The sequence below is a fragment of the Kitasatospora sp. NPDC057692 genome (genome assembly GCF_042799475.1).
Taxonomy (GTDB): Bacteria; Actinomycetota; Actinomycetes; order Streptomycetales; family Streptomycetaceae; genus Kitasatospora.
Genome location: NZ_JBHVIV010000088.1, coordinates 1 through 25,514, shown reverse-complemented (window position 1 = coordinate 25,514; position 25,514 = coordinate 1). Strand labels below are relative to the sequence as shown.

Genomic DNA, 25,514 nt, shown 5'->3' with positions numbered 1-25,514 from the left:
TTTGCCTCGCGCCGCGCGGACCTCCAGCGGGAGTGTGGCGTTGGTGGGGCGCTGCTGGAGGAGGGCCGGCCGAAGGGGCTGCTTCACCATCGCTTCGGCTGCGTCGGTTCACCTCTGGCCTCACGCACCACCGACCCACTGCCAGCAGTGCACGTATGCACCGAGCTGACCACAGGCGATCGCACTGGCTCCGATACGGTCATCGGCATGACCGAATCCTTCGTTCCTCCCGCCGATGTTGCCGAGGCGATCATCCGGCAGGTGCTGGAACTGCGTGGGGCGGCACACCGCAAGGCCCACGCTGGCGACTACAGCCCCCTGGACACGAGCCACCTGTTCAGTTCGATGCGGGAGGACACCCTCCTGGAGTGCCTGGGACTGTTGCTCGGCGTCCAGAGCGATAGCGCCGTCGACGCCTTCATCATCCGCTGGGCGGCAGAACGGGGGATGGAACTGGACGAAGCGGCAGTTCGCGTGCGGGCGATGCCAACTGCTCGCGACCTGCACAACGAGCGCGCACGGGCTGCAGCCCTCGACGACCTCCGCAGCGAGGGGGCGAGAGGCCTGTCGAAGACGGCACTCACGGCCCGGCTGAGCACGGGGCCGACGACATGGAGGGGAGAGAGCGAGTGGCTGGCGCAGTGGCTCCGTGAGGGTACTGTGGTGGCGCGCCGGCGCGGCAACGGGACCAACTACGTGCACCGCGACTTCGCCTCCCCCCACTCCTTGCCCCTCTCCGAAGCGACCCGATGGGACGCGGTAGCCGATGGCACGGCCGTCATCGGGTGACGGACGTAGTCGATGGCCGTCCCGGCGCGGACTCCGGGCCGGGACGGCCACCAACCCGCGACGCAGGGGTCGTCGAGCGGACGCCACGCCGCATGCTGAAGGTCCGACACATCTCGATCACGGGCAGTGTCTGCGGAGGGGTGGTCGGCCCTGGGACCACTTTGGGACCACGCCTGACGAGCGCCCGTGGACGCTGATGATCCGAAACAGACACTTCTGTGCACACTGATCAACCGTCAGTCAGCCCTGGGGGCCAAGGGGTCGCCGAGTCCTCCTGGCTGGATGAGGGTCCAGGACGGAGGGTTCGTGTGGGTGGCGGCCGGTGCATGTCCTGCACAGGAATCTTCCGGCGCCGTCTTCGTACTCGCGCCACGAATGCCCCGCCGCACTGTGGGCTCACGCGTGGACCGTGCTGCCCGGCCGATCTTCCGAGGGGTCGACAGCTGTGCGGATAGGCCCGAGATGTCTGGCTTGCCCCCTGTGTCAACCTGGCCAGGCGACCGTGCTGTCGGCTGGTGGCAGGTTCCGCCAGGAGTGGGGTGGAGGTGGGGTGTAGCGCTTCACGTTCACGAGCTGGGTATAGCTCGGCGCTGTGAGGAGCGCTGTTGCGGGCTGGGTGCGGAGCGTGTCGATGGACGGGCGGATCGCTCTGTGTGAATTGTCCCGGCTGGGCTGCCGATCAAGGTGCAGCCCAGCCTTCTGACACGGTCAGTGCTCCAGGTTGTAGGTCACGGTCACGGGGGCGTGGTCGCTCCAGCGCTCGGCATGGGTCTCGGCGCGTTCGACGTAGGCCTCGACGGCCTTGGCGACGAGGGTGGGGGTGGCGACCTGGAGGTCGATCCTCCAGCCGGAGTCGTTGTCGAAGGCGCGGCCGCGGTAGGACCACCAGGTGTAGGGGCCGGTGCGGTCGGGGTGGAGGTGGCGGACGACGTCGGTGTAGCCGGCCTCGTCGTAGACGCGGGAGAGCCAGGCGCGTTCCTCGGGGAGGAAGCCGGCGGACTTCTGGTTGGCCTTCCAGTTCTTGAGGTCCTCGGGGCGGTGGGCGATGTTCCAGTCGCCGCAGACCACGACCTCACGGCCCTCGGCGGCGGCGCGGGTGCGGAGCTTGGTGAGGTGGACGAGGAATTCCGCCATGAAGCGTTCCTTCTCGTCCTGGCGTTCGGTGCCGACCTCGCCGGAGGGGAGGTAGAGGCTGGCCACGGTCAGGCCGGGAAGGTCGATTTCCACATACCTGCCCGAATTGTCGAATTCCGCCGACTCGAAGCCGATGACCGTGCGGCTCGGCTCCGTCCGGGAGAGGACCGCCACGCCGGCCCGGCCCTTGGTGGCGGCCGGGGCCCACACCGTGTGCCAGCCGTCCAGGTCGCGCAGCTCGACGGGGAGCTGCTCGGGCTCGGAGCGCACCTCCTGCAGGCAGACCACGTCCGCCTCGGTGGCGGCCAGCCACTCGATGAAGCCCTTCTTGGCCGCCGCCCGGATTCCGTTCACGTTCACACTCGTCACCACGATCACCCGGGCAGCCTACCCACTGCCGGGTGCGGGGCCGTGCCGCGACGCGTCCGCTTGCGGAGCTGACGTGAACGCACCATGAAACTCTGAGGCAGTCCCGCTGCGCCGCGCCATTGGTCTTGACCATCTCCCGATCCAGCCCCTAGGGTCACTTACTGCAAGGACCTTTAATAAAGAAGGACGGAAAAAGCCCGCTCTCCCACCTGCCGCAACAGCGGGCAGCGGGCCGGGACCCGCCCTCTTTGAGCAGCGCGGAAGACACCAGGGTGGAGGACACGGTGGGAACGACAGGACAGCTCACGGCGGTACCGGAACCGAAGTACTGGCACCTGCGCACGGTGCTGCTCCGCGCCATCGACACGGAGTTCTCCACCGGCCAGATCCTGCCGAACGAGCGTGAGCTCGCCGCCCGCTTCGGTGTCGCCCGGGCCACCCTGCGGCAGGCGCTCGACCAGCTGGAGCTGGAGGGCCGCCTGGTCCGCCGGCGCGGCATCGGCACCCTCATCGCCGCCCCGCGGGTCGGCGTCCCGGTGAACCGGCAGGAGGAGGGCTGGCCCGGCGCCGCCCGCAGCCAGGCCTGGCGCACCGTGGACTGCACCACCGCCCCGGCCGCCCGGAAGCTGGCCGAGGCGCTCGGGGTCGCCGAGGGCGCCCCCGTGCACACCGTCCGCCGGGTGCGCCTCGTGCAGGGCCGGAGCATGGCCACCGAGTCGCTGCACGTGCCCGCCGCCGCGCTGCCGCACCTGCCCGGCTTCCGTGCCGAGAGCGACCGCGCCCGTTCGGTGCTGCGGCAGCTGGAGCGCCTGGAGGTCGACGGCGAGTCCCGCTCGGTCGAGCTGGGTGTCGCCGAGGCCGAGCAGGCCGCGCTGCTGGAGCGCCCGCCGGGGTCGCCGGTGCTGGTGATGACCACGCAGTACGCCGCGGCCGGCCGGCTCGTCGCGCTCGCCGTCTCCACCTACCGCGCGGACACCTGCAAGCTGACCTTCGGCGAGACCGGCCTCGTCGAGGTCACCCCCGTCGGCGCCGCCCCCGTGGGTGCCGCCGCCTCCTGAACCACTCCCGAAAACCCTCAGGCCCAGGCCCGAGCGCCCCACCAGGCGCCCGGGCCTGGGCCGTTTCGTGCCCGGCGAACTGGGTGAAGCCGGCGGGCCGGCGAACTGGGCGCGGGAGGCCGGACGTCACGGGTTCCTGAACGAGGGGCAACCGTTCAGGGTCGCCCCTGGGCAGGCGCCGCAAGGATCGATAGGTTACGGACGATCTCTGTGCGACCCGTCCGCGCGAGGCACCGCGGCGCAGGACCGGGGCAGGACCGGGGCAGGAAAGACCCGTTCGTGCAAACCAAGTGTCCGGCGATCCTGGGGTGGGGCCGTGAACCCGCACGTGAACGAGCACGCGAACGCGCACGTGAACACGCACTGGTACGGAAGGATCGGCGGCGGCCCGGTCGGGCGCCGCCTCGCGCAGCTGCTGATCCTGTCGATGTTCGCGCTCGGCCTCGGCATCCCGCCGACCGCGGCGTGGGCGGCGGGCCGGGACCACACGGTGGTCTCCAAACCGCTGCCGCCCGGCAAGGTCGGCGCCGACGCGCGGACGGTCGAGCCACCACCGACGCAGCAGGCGGCACCGGACGACAGCCCGCTCGCCCAGGAGCGGGCGAGGATCGCCACCGAGGTCAAGGCCGCGCAGCAGCCGCTGCGGCCCGCCCCCGGTCCGGACCCCGCGCCGGACGCCGCCGAGCACAGCAGGCGCCTCGGCGAGCTCGCCGCCGCGAAGCAGCTGCCGGAGTACCGGATCCCGGAGCCCGAGGTGGACGACACCGGCAAGCGCCGGCGCTCCCCGGCAGGCCCGGCCCCGCTGACGATGGAGCAGCTGGCGGCGCCGACGAAGGAGGCCGCCCCGCAGGCGGTCGCCGCCCAGACCTACGGCGCCACCTACCAGGTCGGCCCGCTCGTCCTGGCCCCGCGCTACGACGAGGTCGGCTACCTCCAGCTGACGGTCACCAACACCTCCGACTTCACCTGGACGACCACCGGTCAGGCGATCGGCCTGCACCTCTACCGGTCCGACCAGACCCTGATCAACTACATCGCCTCCTTCACCACCCTCCCCGCCGACGTCGCCCCCGGCCAGTCCCTCACCTTCAACGCCGTCATCCCGTTCCTCGGCGCGGGCGGCTACCTGCTGGTGTACGAGATGGTGGACCGGAGCAACGGCGCCTACTTCTTCTCCCACTACGGAGTCCCCGCCGCCCAGGCCGCCGCGCTGACCGTGCCGCACTACGCGCCGACCGCCCGGGACGGCTGGCCCGGCGTCGGCGGGACCGTCGACTCCCGCACCCCGGAGCTGTCCGCCTTCGTCGCCGACGACGGCACCATGCCCACCTCCGCCGAGTTCCAGGTGTGCCCCTCCAACGACCCGGCGGCGGGCGGCTGCTGGAGCTCCGGTATGACGCCGCTGCGGGCCCACACCGGGTTCGGCGTCCTGGCCACCTGGACACCGCCCGCCGACGCGCTGCGCTGGAACACCACCTACTACTGGCGCATCCGCGTCCAGGACGCCGGCTACACCTCGCCGTTCAGCGGCCTGAGCCCGTTCACCGTGGTCGTCCCGGTGCCGAACGACGGCGGTCACCTGGGGCTGGACCCGGCGGCCCTGGACGAGACCGGGGTCAACCTCTACGCCGGCAACTACGCCCGCCAGGACATCGACCTCGACCTGCCGCAGCCGAGCATCGGCCTGCAGATCAAGCGGACCTACAACAGCGCCGGCACCAGCAAGGGCGTGTTCGGGATGGGCTGGTCCTCCTTCTGGGACACCGGGATGACCGACCAGGGCGGCGAGATCTCCACGCTGTGGCTGGAGGACGGACGGAAGGTCAACTACGGCCGCAACCCGGACGGCAGCCTCGTCCCGGAGTACGGCGGCAGCGGGGTCGGCCAGTGGGTCGGTCCGGGACACCTGCGGGTCGACGGCACGGACTACTACGGCGGCCGCCAGGTCACCCGCTCCGACGGTTTCGGCAACCTCTACAAGGACACCGACCCCAGCGGCAGCCTGAGCGTGATCAACCTCGCCTCCTCCGGCCGGATGCTGTACCTGCAGATCGCCGGCGGCAAGGTCGACTGGGTGTCGACCGCCTCCTGGCCGCAGGCCCCGGGCGCGCTCACCTGGCACTACACGTACGACGGCGACTACCTGACCAAGGTCTGCGACCCGGTCGACAACTGCACCACCTACACCTACGAGGCGAGCCGCCCCGGCGGCGGCCCGCGGCGGCTGGTCAAGGTCCAGCGGGCCCGCGCCGAGAACAGCACCACCATCACGTACAACGGCAACCTGGTCGAGCACGTCGGCAAGTCCGACAACACCGCCACCGGGGTCGACAACGGCTGGACGTACGACCGGTGGACGGACACCTCCGGGCCGCGGCCGAACCTGATCGTCCACCGCACCGACCCGCGCGGCGTGCACACCTACTACCAGTACAACCCGGCGGGCCAGCTGGAGTACCGGTGGTACGGGACACCGACCCCGCCACCGGGCCGCACCCGGATGTTCCTGTACGACGCGGTCGGCCACCTCTCCGCCGCCGTCGACGAGAACGGCAACGTCCAGCGCTACGGCTGGTACTCGGGCACCAACGAGCTGGGCACCACCATCCGCTACCGCACCCCCTCCCAGCCGATCGTCGCCCAGCGGACCGAGTACCACAGCGAGGCGTGGGCGGGCGACCGGCGCAACGGCCGGCCGATCAGCGCCACCGACGCCAACCTGCACACCACCACGATGGGCCTCACCTACTTCGGCAACCAGAGCAGCGAGACCGACCCGACCGGCGGGGTCACCCGGACGACCTGGGCCTGCCAGGAGGGCGTGCCGAGCCCGCCGGCGGTCAACGACTCCCACCCCGGGCACACCGGGCCGGCCTCGACCTGCAACGTGCCGGTCACCATCACCGACCCCGAAGGCCGCACCACGACCTACGGCTACGACGCCCACGGTGACCAGACCAAGGTCACCACCCCGGACGGGCAGAGCGCCAACACCTTCTACGACGACCTCGGCCGCGTGGCGAAGCGCAGCACCACGGACGCCGCCCACCCCGACGGCGTCGTCACCAGCTACACGTACGACAAGGCCGGGCGGGTCGCCACCGAGACCGGCTCCCCGGTGAAGAACCCCGTCACCGGGGTCACCCACCAGGCCCGCACCACCTACACCTACGACAAGGACGGCAACCCGGCGACCCGCACCGTCGCCGACCTCACCCCGGCCGCGCAGGGCGGCGACGCCCCGCGCGTCACCACCTACGCCTACGACGCCCAGGACCGGCTCACCACCGTCGTCCAGGACGGCGTCACCACCAAGCGCGTGGCGTACGACCAGCTCGGCAACGTCACCGACAGCTGGAGCCCCAACGGCGCGCACTACGTCTACAGTTACGACGTCAACGGCCGGCTGAGCGGCGTCGACCTCCTCGACTTCGTCGACGACCCGACCGCCCACACCGCGCCGCGCCGCATCCGCCTCCAGGGCTACATGTACGACCCCGCCGGCCGCCTCTCCGCCGCCACCGACGCCATGCAGCACCTGGTCACCTACACCTACACCGCCGACAACCTGGTGCTCACCGAGACCTACTCGCTGGTGAACCAGCAGGGGACCGGCAGCCGCGAGATCACCCTCCACACCTACACCTACGACGACGCGGGCAACGTGGTGAAGGACGTGCGCGGCGACGGCGCCGCCGCCCGCACCACCACCTACGCGTACGACGCGGCCAACCGTCACGTCCGCACCGTCGCCGACCCCGGCGGACTCAACCGCACCACCACGACGACCTACGACCGGGCCGGCCTGATCACGGCCACCGCCGTCACCGACGGGACCCGCACCGAGGTCCGCGAGAGCGTCTGGGACCAGGCCACCGGCCAGCTCGCCGCCACCGTCCAGCGGCCCGATCCCGCCACCGCCCTGGTCACCGGCTTCCGGCGGGACGCCCGGGGCGGCGTCCTCGCCTCCACCGACCCGCGCGGCATGCCGCAGCCCGGCGCCCCCGGCCAGCCCGACCCGGCGTACACCACCACCCACACCTACGACCTGTTCGGCCGGCTCTCCACCACGACCACGCCCGCCACACCCGTCGAGGACGGCACCCCCGGCGCCGCCCCGGTCGCGCAGCAGGGCACCACGACCCACGGCTACAACACCTTCGGCGAGCTCACCGACACCCAGGACGCGACCGGCCGGACCACCCGCTACCTCTACGACCAGCAGGGGCGGCGCACCGAGGCCCGGCTGCCCGCGTACACCCCGCCGGGCGCCGCCGCCGCGCTGAACCCGGTCGAGAAGTGGACCTACGACGCGGACGGCAACAGGACCGCGCACACCGACGCCCTCGGCCGCACCACCACCTACACCTACGACCTGCGCGACCGGCTGGTGCGCACCACGCTGCCGCCCGCCACCCCCGGCGCGACGCCCGGTGTGACCGTGGTCCGCCGCGACGACAACGGCAACGTGCTGTCCGTCATCGACCCGACGGGCGCCCAGACCCTCGCGGTCTACGACGGCATGGACCGGCGGATCTCCGCCACCGCGGTGGTCCGCAACGGCACCGCCACCCCCGACACGTACACCACCGCCTACACCCACGACGACTTCGGCGACGTCCTCACCGAGACCCTCGGCGCCACCTCCACCGCGTACACCTACGACAAGCTCGGCGAACCGGCCTCCAGCACCCCGGCCGGGCGCGGCACCACCCGCTACACGTACGACCTCGCGGGCCGCCCGCTCACCGTCACCGACCCGCTCGGCCGCACCTCCACCCGCACGTACGACCTGGCCGGCCGGGCCACCGCCGAGGCCGTCGCCGACCCGGCGGGCACCGTCCTCGCCCGCACCGCCTACGGCTACGACGCGGCCGGCAACACCGTCACCGTCACCGACCCCGACGGCCAGGTCCGGCGCGCCGCGTACGACGCCCGCAACCAGGCCACCACGCTCACCGATCCGGCCGTGCGCCCCGGCGACGCCGCCTCCGCCCCGGTCACCGGCCTCGGCCACGACCTGCTCGGCCGGCTCACCCGGATCACCGACGCCAACGGCAATGCCACCCACCAGCGCTACAACACCCTGGGCCTGGCCGAGGCGCAGTCGCTGCCGGCCGTCCCCGCCGACCAGTCCGCCGCCGACCGGACCACCACCAGCGCCTACGACGCGGCCGGACAGGTCACCGGCATCACCCAACCCGGCGGCGTGCAGCGCGCGTTCAGCTACGACGGCCTCGGTCGGCTGACCACCGAGACCGGCACCGGCGGCGACGGGAACGCCTCCCGCACCTTCGGCTACGACCTCGCCGGGCGGGTCACCTCCGCCTCCGCCCCCGGCGGCGCCCAGACCTTCGCCTGGGACGACCGCGGCCTGCTCACCGGCAGCCAGGGCCCGCTCGGCACCAGCGCCTACACCTACGACGCCGCGGGCCGCCCGCTCACCGAGAACGACCCCGGCGGCGCCCGCGTCAGCTACACCTGGAGCGGCAACAGCGACCTCGGCACCGTCAGCGACAGCCTCTCCGGCCTGACCCGCACCCTGACCCACGACCTGGCCGGGCAGGTCACCACCGAACAGCGCAAGGCCGGGCAGACCGCCGGACCCACCCGGACCCTCGGCTACGACGGCCTCGGCCGCCTCACCGCCGACACCGTCACCGACCCCACCGGCCACGTCTCCACCCGGCTCAGCTACACCTGGGACGCCGCCGGCCGCCGGCTCACCAGCGGCTCCACCGGCACCGCCGACCCGCACGGCGAGACCTACGACTACGACCCGGCCGGCCGGCTCACCCGGGTGACCAACACCACCAGGGGCACCGGCACCGACTTCGGCTGGGACGCGGCCGGCAACCGCACCTCCGTCACCGACTGGACCGGCACCCCCGCCCAGCACACCACCACCGGCACCAGCACCGCCGCCTACGACGCGCGCAACCGCCTCACCTCCAGCACCGCCGCCGACGGCGCCACCACCGGCTACACCTTCACCCCGCGCGGCACCCTCGCCAGCACGACCACCAAGAACGCGGCGGGCGCCGTCACCGCCTCCTCCACCAACCGCTACGACGCGCTCGGGCGGCTCACCGGCGTCGACGGCCGCTCCTACGCCTACGACGCCCTCGACCGCCTCACCGCCGCGACGGCGGGCAGCGCGGCGGCCGCCGCCTTCAGTTACCCCGGCCTCGCCAAGGAGCCGGACTCCGACGGCAGTTGGTCCTACGCCCGGGCGTTGGACGGCACCCCGCTCGCCGCCGCACCGAGCGGCGGCGGCACCGGCCGCACCCTGCTCACCGACGCCCACCACGACGTCCTCGGCACCACCGACACCGGGAGCGGCGCCCTCGCCGCCGGACGCGCCTACAGCCCCTTCGGCAAGCCCACCGCCACCACCGGCGCAGCCCCCGGCCTCGGCTTCCAGGGCGGCTGGACCGACCCCGCCACCGGCCGGGTCCACGCCCAGGCCCGCTGGTACGACCCGGGCACCGGCACCTTCACCTCCGGCGACGACCGGGTGCCCGGCCTCGGCTCGGCCGCCGCCGCCAACCGCTACGCCTACGGGAACGCCGACCCGGTCAACAACTGGGACCCGAACGGGCACTTCAGCATCGGCGGACTCGTCCACGGGGCGATCAAGCTCGGTGGGGGAGCACTCTCGCTGGCCGGCCGGGTGGGAGCGGCGACCGGGGTGACCGCCGTAGTGGGTACGGTCGTCGAAGCCGGCGCGGCAACAGTCGGCTGTGCCTTGGCGTGCGCCGTCGCGTTGGTCGTCGGGACGGTCGTCGTCGTGGCGCTGGCCGGGCACCTCATCTACCAGGTCGTCAACCCTGACGGGTCCACGAGTCGCACGTCCAACCCCCAGCCCCGTGCCCAGCCGAACCCCGAGCCGACGCCCGAGCCGAGGGTCGACCCGCCGCCGCCCCGGCCGAAGCCGGTGGAGCGCGGCACCCCCCGTCCCAGGAATGTCATCACCGCCTCGGTCCGGTACGTCCCTTTGCCGCAGAGCACCCCGCCCTACGAGGAGCCGGCCCCGGAGCCCGAGCCGGAGCCCGAGCCGGTCGTCTTCACCGGCATCAGCTGGACCACCACCGAGGACGTCCGCACCGAGACCAGCCACTGGTGGGACGAGAGCTACCTCTACAACCGCACCGACACCTGGATCACCGACACCACCTACATCACCTCCCACTACTCCGACGGCAGCTGGTACGAGAGCGGCCCGCAGATCAGTGTCCGCCACCTCTGGGAGACCCTTAGCAAGGCGCTGATCGACTTCTCCAGCCCGGTCCAGCTGCCGGTCCCCACCAACACCGCCAGCCCCGACCCGCACATCGACAACCCCGCCGACCCCGCCGCCGGCTGCGGTACCGGAGGCCCCGCCGACACCTGCGCCGCCGCAGCCGCCGCCGGACCCCTCCCGAACGGCGCCCTCGACCCCGTCCCCCAGCCCGCCGACGCGGGCCAGGGCGGCCGGAGGCCACCGCAGCCTCCGGCCCGGAGCTGTGCCGCCAGTCCCCGCTACTCGGAGGAGCGCCTTCCGACTCTCTACGAGTTCATGCTGTTCTCCGTCACGACCTCCGCGCCGCCTTCCGGGATCTGGGTCGAGATCGAGAGGATGGTCACCGTTCCTGCTTTTCAGAGGACTCCCAAGTTCTCGCGGCCGCTGCTGGGCAACCAGGGTGGTGATGGCAGGCTCAGTACGGGACTTGGCCGTTCCGGGGGCATCACTGGAGCGGAGACGGGCCGCCGTGCGGGCCCCCGTCAACCCTTGGCGGGCAACCAGGGCGGTGATGGCAGGCTCACTGCGGGACTTGGCCGTTCCGGAGGCATCACTGGAGCGGAGACGGGCCGCCGTGCAGGACTCTCTCCTCTCGGCGGGACGGGCAGCAACGGGGATGTCTCCGTCCAGCCGGAGGAAGACGACTGCGAAGACGAGTGACCGCATGCGACCCGGCATCGTACCTGCTTCTCCGCAGTGACGCGGAAGCCAGCAGAAGCCCCCGGTCGAGTGCGGTTCCAGTTCATGCAACTCGACCTGGGCACCGTAGGTCAGTAGGACCGGGTTCTGTCGGATCTTCGTGAACGAGGCCGATGGCCTCCGGCAGCGCACACGGCTGCTGGAGGCCATCTGGGTTTGGCAGGCCCCGGGTCGCTCAGGCGCGGGCCGAAGCCGGTTCCACCGCAGGCGGGTTGACGGCGAAGAGCTGCTCCTCGACCTGGTCGAGGGCGACCCGGAGGGCGCCCATGGCGACGACCTCGGAGCCGAGGGCGGCGAGGGCCACCTCGGGGGCGCGGAGGGTGAACTCGGCGAGGCGTTCGCGCAGGGGGCCGAGGACGCCGTCGAGGCCGGCGGCCCAGCCGCCGATGACGACGAGCTGGGGGTCGATGGCCAGGACGAGGGCGGCGACGCTCTGCACCAGGCGGGTCAGGAAGCGGTCGGTGGCGACCTTGGCCACCTCGTCGCCCTCGCGGGCCAGCTTCAGCACCCGGGCCACCGCCGCCTCGTCCAGCGGGTTGAGGGGCTTGCCGGTGGTGGAGAGCAGCCGTTCCGGCGTGACCTCCTGGCCCAGCAGATGCAGGGCGCCGATCTCGCCGGCCGCGCCGCCGAAGCCGCGGTGCAGGCGGCCGTTGATGAGGGAGCCGGCGCCGGGGCTCAGCCCGGCCATCACGAAGACGACGTCGTCGGCGCCGACCGCCGCGCCCTGCCAGTGCTCGGCGATGGCGGCGAGGTTGGCGTCGTTCTCGATCATCACCTGGCAGCGGAACGAGCGCCGCAGCCGGGCGCCGAGGTCCAGGCCCGTCCACCCGGGCATCGCGGTGCCCAGCTGTACGGTGCCGTCCCGGTCGACGATGCCCGGGGTGCCGACGCCCACCGCCCACAGGTTGTCCCGGGAGACGCCCGCCTTGCGCAGCACCTCCGCGACCACCGACCGCACCGCGGTGAGCCGCTCCTCGGCGTCCAGGCTCTCCTCGACCGGCCGGAAGTGAGTGCCCACCACCTCGCCGGCCAGGTCGGCGAGGATGATCCGGATGTCGTGCACGCCGATCTCGATGCCGAGGATGTGTCCGGCCTCGGCCCGGAACCGGAACCACCGGGCCGGCCGGCCGCGCCGCCCGGCGCCGGGCTGACTGCCCGGCTGCGGCTGCTCGACCTCGGCGACCAGGCCGGTCTCCACCAGCCCCTCGATCACGCCCTCGACCGTCGGCCGGGAGAGGCCGGTGTCGCCGACCAGCTTGGTCAGGGTCACCGCATGGCCCTCGCGCAGCGCCCGGAGGGTCACCGCGGCGTTGATCCGCCGCAGGAGTGAGGAGTCGCCACCGGTGAGTCTGTCCGCCAAGACGCTGCCCTTCGCCGTTCCGCGCGACTGCCCTTCGCGCGTGCCGTGTGCACGGGCACCGTCGGGCGACGCCACCGGCCGGTCGTGCCGGAGGCCGCCCCCGGGCGGGCCCGCGGGAGTCAGCCGCCCGGCGGAACGGCAGGGCGGTGCTGTGGTGCCTGCGCCGGTCCGGGGTGGCCTGAGCCGGATGCTACCGGGGCCCGCTCCGCCCGGCGAGCATCTTCCCAGCTCATCCAGGCTTCGGTATCGAAATGGTACGGATCGGGTGGCAGTGCGTGACCCTGCCCGGATCGCCCGGCCGCCGGCGCCGGGCCGCGGTGCGGAAACGGTCCGGAAACGGCGCGGCCGGGCCCGCGCGCCGCGCCGCCGCCGGGGCGGTCGGTGCGGTGTGCGGGCCCGGCCGGTCGACTACTTCGCCACCGTCGGCGAGTCGACGCTCTGCAGGCAGGCGAGCAGCGTCCGGGCCTCGATGTTGAGGTAGTGGCTGTGCCGGATCAGCCCGAGCAGCTCCGGGACGGGGATCCACCGGTAGTCGGGTCCGGGCACCACGTCGCGCAGGCCGGGGCCGGCGTCGATGACCACGTAGCGATTGCGGGCGTGGTAGAAGCGCCCGCCCTCCTCCGAGAGCACCGAGTCGAACAGCACCCGCTCGGCCGGCGCGCCGAGCACGTCGTCGAGCAGCGCCGGCCGGGCGGCGGCCGGCAGCAGGGCGTAGTTCTCCGGCGTGCACTGGACGGTGGGCGCGAGCTCCAGGACGTCGGTGTACCCCGGCTCCACGCGCGCGTGCACGAGCGCCTGCAGGACGCCGTCGACGCGCCGGGTCAGGAACGCCGACAGACCGATGCCGTGCGGCTCGATCATGGGCTGGGACCAGCTGCGGACCTCGCGGCCGCCGGCCTGGACGTCCACCGCGATGACACTGAAGAAGGTGCCGTTCTCGTGGGATATCCGGTCCGCCGAGCGGTGCCAGTTCTGGACCTTGTTCAGCGGGATGAGCTCGGCGCGCGGCTCGTACCGGGTGCGCGCCTCCGTGATCCAGCTGAGCAGGTCGGTGCGGACCGGCGCGACGTCCGAGCCGCCGTCGCCCAGGTCGCTCCCCTGGAACGGGAAGGGCAGGCAGGCGAGGACGCTGCGCGAGTCCATGTTGACCAGGTCGTCGACGACGAGCAGCTCGTGCAGCTGCCGCAGGGTCAGCCAGTGGAACCCGTCGAGGACCTCGACGTCCTCGTCCACCTCGATGATGATGTTGCGGTTCCGCTTGCGGTAGAACCAGCAGCCCTGCTCGGACTGGCGCACGTCGGCGAGGGTCCGGTAGCGCCCGGGCTGCTGGAAGTACTCGACGTAGGCGACGGCCGCGCCCTTGTGGACCCGCGTGTAGTTGCTGCGGGTGGCCTGCACGGTCGGCGAGAGCTGCAGCCCGTTGCAGTTGCCGGGCTCCATCTTGGCCTGCATCAGGAAGTGCAGGACGCCGTCGAACTCCTTGGCGATGATGCCGAGGATGCCGATCTCCGGCTGGAGGAGTATCGGCTGGGTCCACGACTCGACCGGGAGGCCCGGCATGGTGACGTCGAGACCCTCGACGCTGAAGAAGCGGCCGCTGTCGTGGACGAGGTTGCCCGTCTCCGGGTCGAAGCCCCAGCCGCGCATGTCGGCGAAGGGTATCCGGTCGATCCTCGACTCGTCGGCCCGGCTCCGGGCGTCGAGCCACTCGTGGAAGCCGGCCAGGGTGGCCGTGGGGGTGTCCAGGGCGTGCGCGGAGCGCGCGACGCGGGTCGTGAGAGTGTTCACCAGGCCCACGCTTCCGGGCCGGGGCCGCCGTTGCCGATCGGCGGGAACAGCCGGTCGAGCTCGGCCAGCACCTCGTCCGAGAGCTTCAGCTCCAGGGCGTTCAGGCCGCTCTCCAGCTGGGCGATGCTGCGCGGGCCGATGACCGGCGCGGTGATGCCGGGACGGGACATGACCCAGGCCAGGCCGACCTCGGCCGGGTCGGCGCCGATCTCGTCGCACAGCTTCTCGTACGCGGCGATGGCGTCGCGGTGCTTCTCCATCGCCTCCACCGCGCGGCCCTGCGCGGTCTTGACGGCGGTGCCCTCCTGGAGCTTGCGCAGCGCGCCGCTGAGCAGCCCGCCGTGCAGCGGCGACCAGGCGAGGACGGCCACGCCGTACTTCTGGGCGGCCGGGATGAGCTCCATCTCGATGTACCGGGTGACCAGGTTGTAGACGGACTGCTCGGACACGATGCCGAGGAAGTTGCGGCGCTTCGCCGCCTCCTGCGCCTCGGCGATGTGCCAGCCGGCGAAGTTGGACGAGCCCACGTACCGGACCTTGCCCTGCTGGGTCAGCATCTCCATCGCCTGCCAGACCTCGTCCCAGGGGGCGTGGCGGTCGATGTGGTGCATCTGGAAGATGTCGATCCAGTCGGTCTGCATCCGGCGCAGCGAGTCCTCGCACGAGGCGATGATGTGCCGGGCGGACAGGCCGCCGTCGTTGGGACGGTCGGTCATCGGGGTGAACACCTTGGTGCCGAGCACGACCTGCTCGCGACGGCCGCCGCCCTGGGCGAAGTACTCGCCGAGCAGCTCCTCGGTGAAGCCCTTGTGGACCTGCCAGCCGTACTGGTTGGCGGTGTCGAGGAAGTTGATCCCGCGGTCCAGACCGCGGTCCAAGATCTCGAAACTCTCTTCCTTGGTCGCCCGGACCCCCAGGTTCAGCGTGCCGAGGCAGAGCCGGCTCACCTGGAGGGCGGTGCGGCCGAGGTAGGTGTACTCCATGTACAGATTCCTTTTCCGGTACTTGTTCTCTGCGGCCGCCGCCGGCCGTCGGCCGGCGGACGAACCGCGTCAGGGAGACCCGGGGCGGTCACCCCGGGGCCTCGCGTGGGCGGATGTGGGCCCGGGTCTCACTGCCAGCGGAACAACCTGGACGCCAGTACGCTACACAGCGCGCCGACGGTCGCGAGGACGACCAGGTGCAGCGTCTGGGGCCAGTGTCCCTCCCAGGAGTCCCGCAGCGCCTGCAGGGTGGCGCCGAGCGGGGTGTAGTCCCCGATGGTGGCCACGGTGTCGGGCAACTGCTCCTTCGGGAGGAACACGCCTCCGAAGAACAGGCTGGGGAACAGCAGCGACAGGCCGATCGAGGTCGCCGCGCGGCTGCCCGGCGCCATCGCGGCGACGACCAGGCCGACCGAGAACAGCGCCCAGGCGCCGAGGGCGAAGGTCAGCAGGAAGGCGGGCACCTGCTCCGGCAGCGCCGTGTCGAACGCGTACCGGCCGACGCCGAGCACCAGCACCGCCGCGACGACGGCCGTCGCCAGATTGATGACGAGCTGGGCGAGCAGCAGGTTGACGGGGTGGACGGGGCTGGCCGCCATGCGGCGCAGTATCCCCTTCTCCCGGTAGGTCGCCAGGGTGGTGGGCAGCAGGTTCAGCGACAGCATGGTGAGGCACATGGACATGGCCATCGCCGGGACGAACGCCGCCATCGCCAGCTTCTCCTCGGGCGTGTCGTCCGAGTTGGTGGTGATGATGTGGAAGATCCCCAACAGCATGATCGGCAGTGCGATCACGAAGAACACCGCGGTCGGGTCGCGGAGGAAGAGCTTCGTCTCGACGAGGGTGAGCTGGGAGCGCCCGGTCATGGGTGTCCTCCTGGCGGACGGGGGCCGCCTTCGGTCGGGGTGGTCGCCGGGCGGGCCGGCGGCAGGTCGTCCTGGGCCGGGTGCGGCCCGGCGTCGGTCGGTCCGGGCACGGCTCAGTTTCCGACCGGCGCGGAACCGGTGAGCTTGACGAAGGCGTCCTCCAGCGTCGGCTGCTCCAGGCGGAGCTCCCCGGGGACGATCCCGTGCCGGGAGAGCACCGAGACGGCCGCGTAGACCAGGTTCTCCGTGCCCGTCACCGTCACCCGGGAACCGGCCCGGGTCACCGACGTGACCTCGGGCAGCCCGGCCAGCAGCGAGTCGTCCAGCGGGGCGGAGGGGACGAAGCGCAGACGCTGCTCGGAGTTGGCGGCGGAGATCAGGCCGGCCGGGGTGTCGAGGGCCGCCAGCCGCCCTTCCTTGATCACCGCGATCCGGTCGCAGAGCCGCTCGGCCTCCTCCATGAAGTGGGTGACCAGCAGCACGGTGACGCCCTGCGCGCGGACCTTCTCGATCAGCTCCCAGGTCTCCCGCCGGGCCCGGGGGTCGAGCGCGGTGGTCAGCTCGTCGAACACCGCGATCCGGGGGTTGCCGACCAGGGCGAGGGCGATGGACAGCCGCTGCTTCTGGCCGCCGGACAGCTGCCCGAACCGGCTGTCGCGCTTGGCCTCCAGCCCCCAGTCGGTGATCAGCTTCCGCCAGTCGGCCGGGTCGCTGTAGAAGGTGCTGTACAGCTGCAGTGCCTCCCAGACCTTGAGCCGGGGCGGCAGCTCGCTCTCCTGGAGCTGGATGCCGATGCGCTGCCGCAGCTGCTCCTTGTCGCGGTGCGGGTCGAGCCCCATGACCGAGACCTTGCCGCCGTCGTACCGCCGCAGGCCCTCGATGCACTCCACGGTCGTCGTCTTTCCCGCACCGTTGGGGCCGAGGATGCCGAATATCTCGCCCTCCTCCACGGTGAAGGAGACATCGTCCACGGCGACGTGGTCGCCGTAGGTCTTGCGGAGGTCCTGGACCTCGATCACCGGCATGCCTTCCCTTTCATCTCCACCGGGATTCCTTGCATCCGCGCCGTCGGACACGGGTGGACCCGTGCCCGCTTCCGGCCGCCCGACACGGGCATCGGGGGCCTTCCGTCCGGTGAACGGCACGGCTCCACCGCCGGCTGTGGGGACAGCCGGCGGTGGAGCTGTCGACAGGGCGTGCCGTCGGTACGTCGGGATGCCGGGTACCGCGGTACGTCAGTTCGTGCGAAGTGCAGCGTAGCGTGCCAAGCAGGTCTCGTAGTCCGGCAGGGCACCGGCCTCCAGGGCCTGCCGGAGGCTGGGCGCGTTCCGGTCCCGGTCCGACACCAGGAGCTCGATGTCGTCGGGCCAGGGCAGGGCGAGCTCGGGATCGAAGGGGTCGATCTCGTGCTCCGCGCCCGGGTTGTACTCGGTCGAGTTGAGGTACGCGGCCACGGTGTCGTCCTCCAGGGCCATGAACGCGTGGCCGAGCCCCTCGGGGAGGTAGATCCCCTGGCAGGTGACGGCGTCCAGCACCAGGGAGTCCCACTGCCCGAAGGTCGGCGAGCCCACCCGGAGGTCCACCACCACGTCGATCAGCGAGCCCCGGGTGCAGGTGACGAACTTGGCCTGGCCGGGCGGCACGTCCGCGAAGTGGACCCCGCGGACCGTGCCGCGCCGGGACACGCTGTTGTGGTACTGCCCAAGGCGCAGCGGGTGCCCGATCGCCTCCGTGAAGGCGGAATCGGTGTAGTTCGCGCAGAACGACCCCCGGTCGTCGGGGAAGACGTTCGGCGTGAAGGCGAAAGCCCCGCCGATGGACAGTTCGCGGTATTTCACTAGTGGTGCTCCGTGGTCAGCTTCTCGAGCACCGGCACGAGGTCGGCCGGGCTCGGCGTGGACTTGATCTCCGCCTGCAGTCGGGCCGCGGACTCGTGGAAGGAGGGCTCGTTGAGCAGCCGCTCTATCCCCTCGCGCACGCCCTGGGCCGTGAGCTTACCGGCGTGCGCGTAGATACCCGCACCGGCCTTCTCCAGGACGTCGGCCTTGTTCCACCAGTCGGCGAACCGGATCGGGGCCATGAACTGCGGAACGCCGTGGACCAGCGCGGTCGTCCAGGAGCCGAAACCGCCGTGGTGGAGGATCGCGGAGCAGGTCGGCAGCAGCGTGTTCAGCGGCACGAAGTCCACCAGGCGCGTATTGGCCGGAATTCGCTCCAGTCCGGCGGAAACCTCCTCGGGCAGCGCCGCGACGAGCTCGATGTCGAGGTCCGCGACGGCGTCCAGGATCTCCTGGACCGGGACGAAGGAGCCGCCGAGCGCGCCGAAGGAGACGCCGGAGGTCAGGCAGACCCGGGGGCGCTGCGGCGTCTCGCGGACCCAGGCCGGCTCGACCGACGGCCCGTTGTACGGCACCCAGCGCAGCGGGACGCGCTGGACGGCCAGCGGCAGCTGGAGGCTGTCCGGGATCTGGTCGATGGTCCACTGGCCGGTGGTGACCTCCTCGGCGAAGTCGGAGCCGTAGCGGGTCAGCAGCTCGGTCAGCCAGGCGGCCAGCGGGTCCTCGCGCTGGTCCTCGGGCTGCTGCTCCATGAGCTCCAGGAAGGCCGAGCGCATCGTGGAGTAGACGTCGACGCACCACAGCATGCGCGCGTGGGCGGCGCCGACGACGCGGGCGGCCACCGGGGCGGCGTAGGTCAGCGGGTCCCAGATGACCAGGTCCGGCTGCCAGTCCCGGGCGAGGGCGACCATGTCGTCGACCATGCCGTCGTTGTAGATCCGATAGGCGAACTGGACGCTCATCCGGTACTTGGTGAGCACCTTCTCCCAGGTCTGCTGGTCAGCGAAGGGCTGCGACCAGTCCGAGATCTCGTTCTCCAGCTGCTCGTGGTGCATGGCGAACATCTGGTGGATGTTGTGGTCCGTGCCCACGGACACCGCGGTGAGACCGGTCCGGCTGATGTCCTCGACCAGACAGGGGTTGCTGGCGATCCGCACCTCGTGGCCGGCGGCGGCGAACGCCCATGCCAACGGGACCATGGTGTACAGGTGGGATTTCTCGGAGACGGTGGCGAACAACACGCGCATGTGTGTTTCTTCTTTCCTGGAGTCCCGTTAGGCGCATTCAGCAAAGCTGACCGGGAAGGTCGGCGACAACCCCTACCACCCCTTATGCAGCGGAATGCGTGTTCAACTGGAATTCAGCCGGCGTAGGGCCCGCGGGCCCCGGCCCGCGCACTCAACCGGCGGCGGTGCCCGGTGAAGGCAGCAGCGTGATCGGGTTTCGGGCGATGAGGAAATCCGAGACCGTGTTCACGACGGCGGCCTTCTGGTCACTGAGGTAGAAGTGCCCGCCGGGAAAGACCTGGAGATCGAAAGTGCCGGAGGTGTGGTCGCCCCATGCCGCGACCTCCTCGACGTCGACGCGGATGTCGCTGTCCCCGCCGAGCCCCACCACGGGGCACCGCAGCGGGGGCCCGGGGACGTAGCGGTAGGTCTCCGCCGCCTTGTAGTCGCTGCGGATCGCGGGCAGCGCGAAGCGCAGCAGTTCCAGGTCGCCCAGGACGCGGGAGTCGGTGCCGCTGAGCCGCTGGAGCTCGGCGACGATGCCGTTGTCGTCGAGCAGATGGATCTGGTTGCTGCGGTGCTGCGACGGCGCGTTCCGGCCGGAGGCGAACAGGGCGGCCGGGACGATGCCGGACTCCTGCTCCAGCAGCCGGGCCACCTCGAAGGCCACGCTGGCACCCATGCTGTGGCCGAACAGCGCGACGGGCAGGTCCGTCCAGCGGGTGAGCACGGTGTGGATCTCCCGGGCCAGCTCCTGGACGCTCTCGACGGCCGGCTCGGTGCGCCGGTCCTGCCGCCCCGGGTACTGGACGGCCATCACCTCGATCCCCGAGGACATCTCCTCCGACATCGGGAAGAAGAAGCTCGCGGACCCGCCGGCGTGGGGGAAGCAGATCAGCCGCACCGTGGCCTCGGGCTGGGGGTGGAAGCGGCGCAGCCACAGGCTGTCGTCGTCGCTGGTGGGCGATGCCATGGTGATGGGTGTCCCTTTCGGTCTCACCGGTCGTGCCGGTACTGGTCGAATACGAACCGTGTGCCGTGCACCCGCCGCCGCGTTGGGGGCGCGGCGGCGGGTGGTGCGCTCAGCGGGCGTCGTCCCGCCGGGGCAGGGCGGCGATCCACGTCTCGATGGCGGCCGCGGTGGAGGCGACGTTGTCCTCCATCACGCTGAAGTGGTTGCCCGGGACGTCGACGACGTCGTGCGGCAGGTCCCAGAAGGACCGCCACCCCTCGGGGGACGCCGCGGCTCCGCCGCCCAGCGGCTGCTCGGCCCGGACGAGCAGGGTGGGCGCCCCGACGGGCCGCGGCTCCCACTCCTTGCAGATGTCCAGGTACCAGCCCATCGCCGTCAGCCGGTCGTCGTCCATCGCGACGAAGGTGCCCTCGCGCTCCGTCATGCCGTCCATCAGGGCCAGCCCGAACTGGTTGACGAAGTTGCTCTTGGGCACGTACGTGTCCACCAGGACGACCCCGGCGGGCCGCACGCCCAGCTCCTCCAGCCGGCCTGCCGCGGCCTGGGCGAACCAGCCGCCCGCCGAGGTGCCGAGCAGGACGAACGGGGCGCCGTCCGCAGCCTCGGCCACGGCGGCCGCCTGGGCCTGGACGACGGCCTCCATGGTGGTCGGCAGGCTCTCGTCCCGGACGAACCCGGGCAGCGGGAGCGCCGACACGTCGCGCAGCCCCCGGAAGGACGACGCGAACCGCGCGTACTGGTGCAGCCCGGCCAGGGCCAGGCAGGAGGGGAGGCAGAACACCTGGGTCGGCGCCTCGCCCCGGGCGAGCTTGATCGGCGTCGGCGGCTTGTCGAGCTCGGCGCCGGAGCCGAACTGCGGCCGCAGCGCGGCGACCGCCCGCAGCAGGTCGAAGGCCTCGCCCCACTTGCCGCGCTGGAAGGCCCCCAGGTAGAGCGAGGCCAGTGTCGCCGAACCGCCCGCCGAGGTGGTGGCGGCGGCCGCCTCCGGGGCCCGGTCCGCCGTGGCGGGGGCCTCGGCCAGCTCGCGGCGCAGCCGCTCCGCCAGGTCGACCGGGGTGCGGTGGTCGAAGGCCAGCGTCGCGGGCAGCCGCAGCCCGGTGGCGGCGTTCAGGCGGTTCCGCAGCTCGACCGCGGTCAGCGAGTCGAAGCCCGAGTCCACGAACTGGTGGTCCTCGGCCACCGCCTGCGGCCCCGCGTGGCCCAGCACGGCCGCCACCTGGACCCGCACCAGCTCGACCAGCGCGGCGAGCTGCTCGGCCTCCGGCAGCGCCGCCAGCCGCCCGGTCGGCGAGGGGCCGCCCGTAGCGCCGCCGCCGGTCGCGGTCGCGGCCCGACGGCCCGGCGTGCGGACCAGGCCGCGGAGCACGGCCGGAAGGGGGACGCCCGCCGCGGCGGCCCGCAGCGCTCCGGTGTCGATCCGGATCGGCACCAGCAGCGGCTCCCCGAGGCCCAGCGCCGCGTCGAACAGCCGCAGGCCCTCCTCGGACGACAGCCCTCCCACACCGGCGCGGGCCGCCCGGGCGACGTCGCCCGCGTCGAGCGTGGCGGTCATCGCGCTCAGCTCGTCCCAGGGGCCCCAGGCGAGCGAGACGGCGGGCAGCCCCTGGCCGCGCCGGCTGTGCGCGAACGCGTCCAGGAAGGAGTTCGCCGCCGCGTAGTTGGCCTGGCCCGCGCTGCCCATCACCCCGGCCGCCGAGGAGTACACCACGAAGGCGGCGAGGTCCCGGTGACGGGTGAGCTCGTGCAGGTTCAGCACGGCGTCCACCTTCGGCCGCAGCACCGCGTCCAGCCGCTCCGGCGTGAGCCCGTCGACCAGACCGTCGTCGACGACGCCCGCCGTGTGCACCACGGCGGTCAGCGGGTGCTCCGCGGGGATCGCGGCCAGCACGGCCGCCAGCGCCTCGCGGTCGGCGGCGTCGCAGGCGGCGAGGGCGACCTCGGCGCCGAGCCCGGCGAGCTCGGCCCGCAGCGCCTCGGCGCCCTCGGCGGCCGGGCCGCGCCGGCTGGTCAGCACCAGCCGGCGGACGCCGCGCTCGCGGACGAGGTGCCGGGCGAGCAGGCCGCCCAGCAGGCCCGTGCCGGTGATCAGCACGGTGCCCTCGGGGTCCCACTGCGGCGCGGCGTCCTGCGGGGCGTCCTGTGCGGTGTCCTGCGGGGCGGGCGCCACCCGGGCCAGCCGCGGCACCGAGAGCTCGCCGCCGCGCACCGCCACCTGCGGCTCGCCGGACAGCAGCGCCGCGCCCAGGGCCCGGCCGGAGGACGCGTCCTCGTCGACGTCGACCAGGACGAAGCGGTCGGGGTGCTCCGACTGCGCCGCGCGGACCAGGCCCCACACCGCGGCGTCGGCCAGGTCGGAGACGCCCTCGTCGGGGGCGGTGCCGACCGCCCGCCGGGTGACGAACACCATCCGGGACGACGCGAACCGCTCGTCCGCGAGCCAGCCCTGGACCAGCGCCAGGGCGCGGTGGGTGGCGGCCCGTACCGCCTCGGCCTCGGCACCGTCCGGCGCGGAGGGGCAGGAGACGAGCACCATCGCGGGGGCCGAGCTGCCCGAGGCGACGGCGCCGGCGAGGGCGTCCAGGTCCGTGTAGGACTCCAGGAGGAACCCGAGCTCGTCCAGGACCTCCATCTGCTTGAGGTCGTCCGACCCGACCAGGGCCAGCCTGGTGCCGGAGGGCTGTCGCGCCGGGGCCGGCACGGACGGCCAGTCGACCCGGAACAGCGACTCCTGCCCGGACGGCCGGGCGGACCCGAGCTGCCCGGCCGCCATCCTGCGCAGCACCAGGGCGTCGACGACGGCGACCGGGCTGCCGGAGGAGTCCGCGACCGCCACCGAGACCGCGTCGGTGCCGGCGGCACCGATCCGCACCCGCAGCTCCGTCGCTCCGGAGGCCCGCAGGGAGACGCCGGTCCAGGAGAACGGCAGGCGGCCCTCCCCTTCGTTGTCGGGGCCGCTGTCGGGGCCGCTGTCGAGGATCGAGCCGAGCGCGAGGCCGTGCAGGGCGGCGTCCAGCAGGGCCGGGTGCAGGCCGTAGGAGGCGGCGGCGAACTGCTGGTCCTCGGGCAGCCGCACCTCGGCGTAGACGGCGTCGCCGGTCACCCACACCTGCCGCAGGCCCTGGAAGGCGGGGCCGTAGCCGAAGCCTCCCTCGGCGAAGCGCTCGTAGAGGTCGCCGACCTCGACGGGCTCCGCGCCGGCCGGGGGCCACACGGTCAGGTCGGCTTCGGCGGCGGTGGTGCCGTCACCGATGCCCAGAACGCCGGTGGCGTGGCGGGTCCAGGGGTGGTCGGGGTCGGTGTGGTCGGGGCGGGAGTGGATGGTGAGGGTGCGGGTGTTGGTGTCGTCGGGTGCTTCGGCGGTGATCTGGAGGGTGATGCCGCCGTGCTCGGGGAGGATGAGGGGCGCTTCGAGGGTGAGTTCGTGGATGTGGTCGCAGCCGGTGCGGTCGGCGGTCTGCAGGGCGAGTTCGAGGAAGGCGGTGCCGGGGAAGAGGATGGCTCCGGCGACGGCGTGGTCGGCGAGCCAGGGGTGGGTTCGGACCGAGAGGCGGCCGGTGAGGACGAGGCGGTCGCTGTCGGCGAGGGGGAGGGCCGCGCCGAGGAAGGGGTGGTCGGTGGCGTCGAGGCCGGCCTGGGTGAGGTCGCCGGTGGTGTGGGGGGCGTCGAGCCAGTAGCGGTCGCGTTGGAAGGCGTAGGTGGGCAGGTCGACGCGGTGGGCGGTGGTGAAGAGGGTGGTCCAGTCGATGCTCAGGCCGGTGGTGTGGATGCGGCCGAGCGCGGTGACGGCGGATTCTTCCTCGGGGTGGTTCTTGCGGAGGAGGGGGATGAACTCGCCGTTCTCGACGCAGGTTTGGCCCATGGCGGTGAGGACGGCGGCGGGGCCGAGTTCGATGTAGTGGGTGACGCCGCGGTTGTCGAGGGTGGTGATGCCGTCGTGGAAGCGGACGGCCTCGCGGACGTGGCGGACCCAGTACTCCGGCGAGCACACGAGTTCCGGGGAGGCGACCTCTCCGGTGACGTTGGAGATGAGGGCGGTCTTCGGCTCGTGGTAGGTGAGTTGCTGGGCGATCTGCCGGAAGTCCTCCAGCATGGGTTCCATGAGGGGCGAGTGGAAGGCGTGGCTGACGCGCAGGCGGGTGGATTTCCAGCCGCCGGCTTCGACGATGGCCTGGACGGTGTCCTCGTGGCCGGAGAGGACGGTGGCGGTGGGGCTGTTGAGGGCGGCGATGGAGACACGGTCCTCGTGGCCGATCAGGTGGGGGAGGAGGTCTTCTTCGGTGGCGATGACGGAGACCATGGCGCCGCCGGCGGGCAGGGCCTGCATCAGGCGTCCGCGGGCGGCCACGAGGGCGCATGCGTCGGGGAGTGACCAGACACCGGCGACATGGGCGGCGGCGAGTTCGCCGACGGAGTGGCCGACGAGGTAGTCGGCGCGTATGCCCCAGGATTCGACGAGGCGGTGGAGGGCGACCTCGATCGCGAAGAGCGCGGCCTGCGCGTAGCCGGTGCCCTCCAGCGCGGTGGCGTCGGAGGTGAGGACCTCGCGCAGCGGGCGGTCGAGGTGCCCGTCGAGCACCGTGCAGACCTCGTCGAAGGCGGCGGCGAACACCGGGAACGCCCCGTACAACTCCTGGCCCATGCCGACACGTTGTGCGCCCTGGCCGGTGAACAGGAACGCCGTCAGGCCGTCGGTCACCTGGGTGCCGGTCACGCCGTCCAGGGCGCTCAGCAGTTCCTCGCGGTCGCGCCCGACCACCACGGCGCGGTGCTCGAAGGCGGTGCGGCCCGTCGCCAGCGAGTAGCCCACGTCGGCGGGGGACAGCTCCGGCGAGGCCGCCACGTACTCGCGCAACTGGTCGGCCTGGGCGCGCAGCGCCGCCGCCGACTTGCCGGACAGCACCCACGGCACCACAGCACCACTGCCCGTGGAGGGCGTGTCGGCCTCTTCGGGTGCCTGCTCCAGAATGGTGTGGGCGTTGGTGCCGCTGATGCCGAAGGCCGACACGCCGGCCCGGCGCGGGGCGCCGGTCTCGGGCCAGGGCCGGGCCTCGGTGAGCAGCTCGACCGCGCCGGCCGACCAGTCGACGTGCGGCGAGGGCTCGTTCACGTGCAGGGTCGCGGGCAGCACGCCGTGCCGCAGCGCCATCAC

General features: G+C 72.5%; 13 protein-coding genes. 3 read left to right on the top strand and 10 right to left on the bottom strand.

What is annotated here, in order from left to right; translation table 11 throughout:
- The first annotated feature begins 207 nt into the window (after nucleotides 1-207).
- The gene (locus ACFVFS_RS33860; RefSeq protein WP_380628709.1) at nucleotides 208-789 is read left to right on the top strand and encodes a hypothetical protein; all 582 of its coding nucleotides are present in this window, start codon (nucleotides 208-210) and stop codon (nucleotides 787-789) included.
- A gap of 708 nt (nucleotides 790-1,497) precedes the next feature.
- On the opposite strand, the gene ACFVFS_RS33855 is transcribed toward ACFVFS_RS33860, so the two are convergent.
- Nucleotides 1,498-2,301 carry an exodeoxyribonuclease III gene (locus ACFVFS_RS33855; RefSeq protein ID WP_380628708.1) on the bottom strand — a complete coding sequence of 268 codons (804 nt, stop codon included), beginning with the start codon at nucleotides 2,299-2,301 and terminating at the stop codon, nucleotides 1,498-1,500.
- 275 nt (nucleotides 2,302-2,576) lie between these two features.
- Between ACFVFS_RS33855 and ACFVFS_RS33850 the strand changes: the two genes are divergently transcribed.
- Together ACFVFS_RS33850 and ACFVFS_RS33845 are read left to right on the top strand one after the other, a co-directional pair.
- On the top strand, nucleotides 2,577-3,350 hold the full coding sequence (locus tag ACFVFS_RS33850; protein WP_380628707.1) for a GntR family transcriptional regulator: 774 nt from the start codon (nucleotides 2,577-2,579) through the stop codon (nucleotides 3,348-3,350).
- Between the two features lie 316 nt (nucleotides 3,351-3,666).
- Nucleotides 3,667-11,292 carry an RHS repeat-associated core domain-containing protein gene (locus tag ACFVFS_RS33845; protein ID WP_380628706.1) on the top strand — a complete coding sequence of 2,542 codons (7,626 nt, stop codon included), beginning with the start codon at nucleotides 3,667-3,669 and terminating at the stop codon, nucleotides 11,290-11,292.
- A gap of 214 nt (nucleotides 11,293-11,506) precedes the next feature.
- Here the strand turns inward: ACFVFS_RS33845 and ACFVFS_RS33840 are convergent, their stop codons facing one another.
- The 9 genes from ACFVFS_RS33840 to ACFVFS_RS33800 all read right to left on the bottom strand — a co-directional run.
- Complete coding sequence (locus ACFVFS_RS33840; protein WP_380628705.1) at nucleotides 11,507-12,691, bottom strand: ROK family protein; 1,185 nt, start codon at nucleotides 12,689-12,691, stop codon at nucleotides 11,507-11,509.
- Between the two features lie 408 nt (nucleotides 12,692-13,099).
- Nucleotides 13,100-14,482, bottom strand: coding sequence for an NDP-hexose 2,3-dehydratase family protein (locus ACFVFS_RS33835; protein ID WP_380628717.1), 1,383 nt, complete (start codon nucleotides 14,480-14,482; stop codon nucleotides 13,100-13,102).
- Nucleotides 14,476-15,462, bottom strand: coding sequence for an aldo/keto reductase (locus ACFVFS_RS33830; protein ID WP_376080276.1), 987 nt, complete (start codon nucleotides 15,460-15,462; stop codon nucleotides 14,476-14,478). The genes ACFVFS_RS33835 and ACFVFS_RS33830 overlap by 7 nt, the downstream gene beginning before the upstream one ends.
- A gap of 128 nt (nucleotides 15,463-15,590) precedes the next feature.
- Nucleotides 15,591-16,328, bottom strand: coding sequence for an ABC transporter permease (locus ACFVFS_RS33825; RefSeq protein ID WP_376080279.1), 738 nt, complete (start codon nucleotides 16,326-16,328; stop codon nucleotides 15,591-15,593).
- Nucleotides 16,329-16,441: 113 nt separating this feature from the next.
- Nucleotides 16,442-17,353: an ABC transporter ATP-binding protein gene (locus ACFVFS_RS33820; protein WP_380628704.1), complete on the bottom strand. Its 912-nt coding sequence runs from the start codon at nucleotides 17,351-17,353 to the stop codon at nucleotides 16,442-16,444.
- Between the two features lie 210 nt (nucleotides 17,354-17,563).
- Nucleotides 17,564-18,166, bottom strand: coding sequence for a dTDP-4-dehydrorhamnose 3,5-epimerase family protein (locus ACFVFS_RS33815; RefSeq protein ID WP_380628703.1), 603 nt, complete (start codon nucleotides 18,164-18,166; stop codon nucleotides 17,564-17,566).
- On the bottom strand, nucleotides 18,166-19,413 hold the full coding sequence (locus ACFVFS_RS33810; protein ID WP_380628702.1) for an activator-dependent family glycosyltransferase: 1,248 nt from the start codon (nucleotides 19,411-19,413) through the stop codon (nucleotides 18,166-18,168). Before ACFVFS_RS33810 ends, ACFVFS_RS33815 begins: the two co-directional genes overlap by 1 nt.
- 151 nt (nucleotides 19,414-19,564) lie before the next feature.
- Nucleotides 19,565-20,365: a thioesterase II family protein gene (locus ACFVFS_RS33805; RefSeq protein WP_380628701.1), complete on the bottom strand. Its 801-nt coding sequence runs from the start codon at nucleotides 20,363-20,365 to the stop codon at nucleotides 19,565-19,567.
- Between the two features lie 109 nt (nucleotides 20,366-20,474).
- On the bottom strand, nucleotides 20,475-25,514 hold a 5,040-nt coding region (locus tag ACFVFS_RS33800), incomplete at its 5' end, for a type I polyketide synthase (RefSeq protein ID WP_380628700.1).

What these genes read in the sequence shown, in the direction of transcription:
- ACFVFS_RS33805 (WP_380628701.1), bottom strand. Translation starts at nt 20,365, where the DNA reads ATGGCATCGCCCACCAGCGACGACGACAGCCTGTGGCTGCGCCGCTTC.
- ACFVFS_RS33825 (WP_376080279.1), bottom strand. Translation starts at nt 16,328, where the DNA reads ATGACCGGGCGCTCCCAGCTCACCCTCGTCGAGACGAAGCTCTTCCTC.
- ACFVFS_RS33830 (WP_376080276.1), bottom strand. Translation starts at nt 15,462, where the DNA reads ATGGAGTACACCTACCTCGGCCGCACCGCCCTCCAGGTGAGCCGGCTC.
- ACFVFS_RS33810 (WP_380628702.1), bottom strand. Translation starts at nt 19,413, where the DNA reads ATGCGCGTGTTGTTCGCCACCGTCTCCGAGAAATCCCACCTGTACACC.
- ACFVFS_RS33820 (WP_380628704.1), bottom strand. Translation starts at nt 17,353, where the DNA reads ATGCCGGTGATCGAGGTCCAGGACCTCCGCAAGACCTACGGCGACCAC.
- ACFVFS_RS33860 (WP_380628709.1), top strand. Translation starts at nt 208, where the DNA reads ATGACCGAATCCTTCGTTCCTCCCGCCGATGTTGCCGAGGCGATCATC.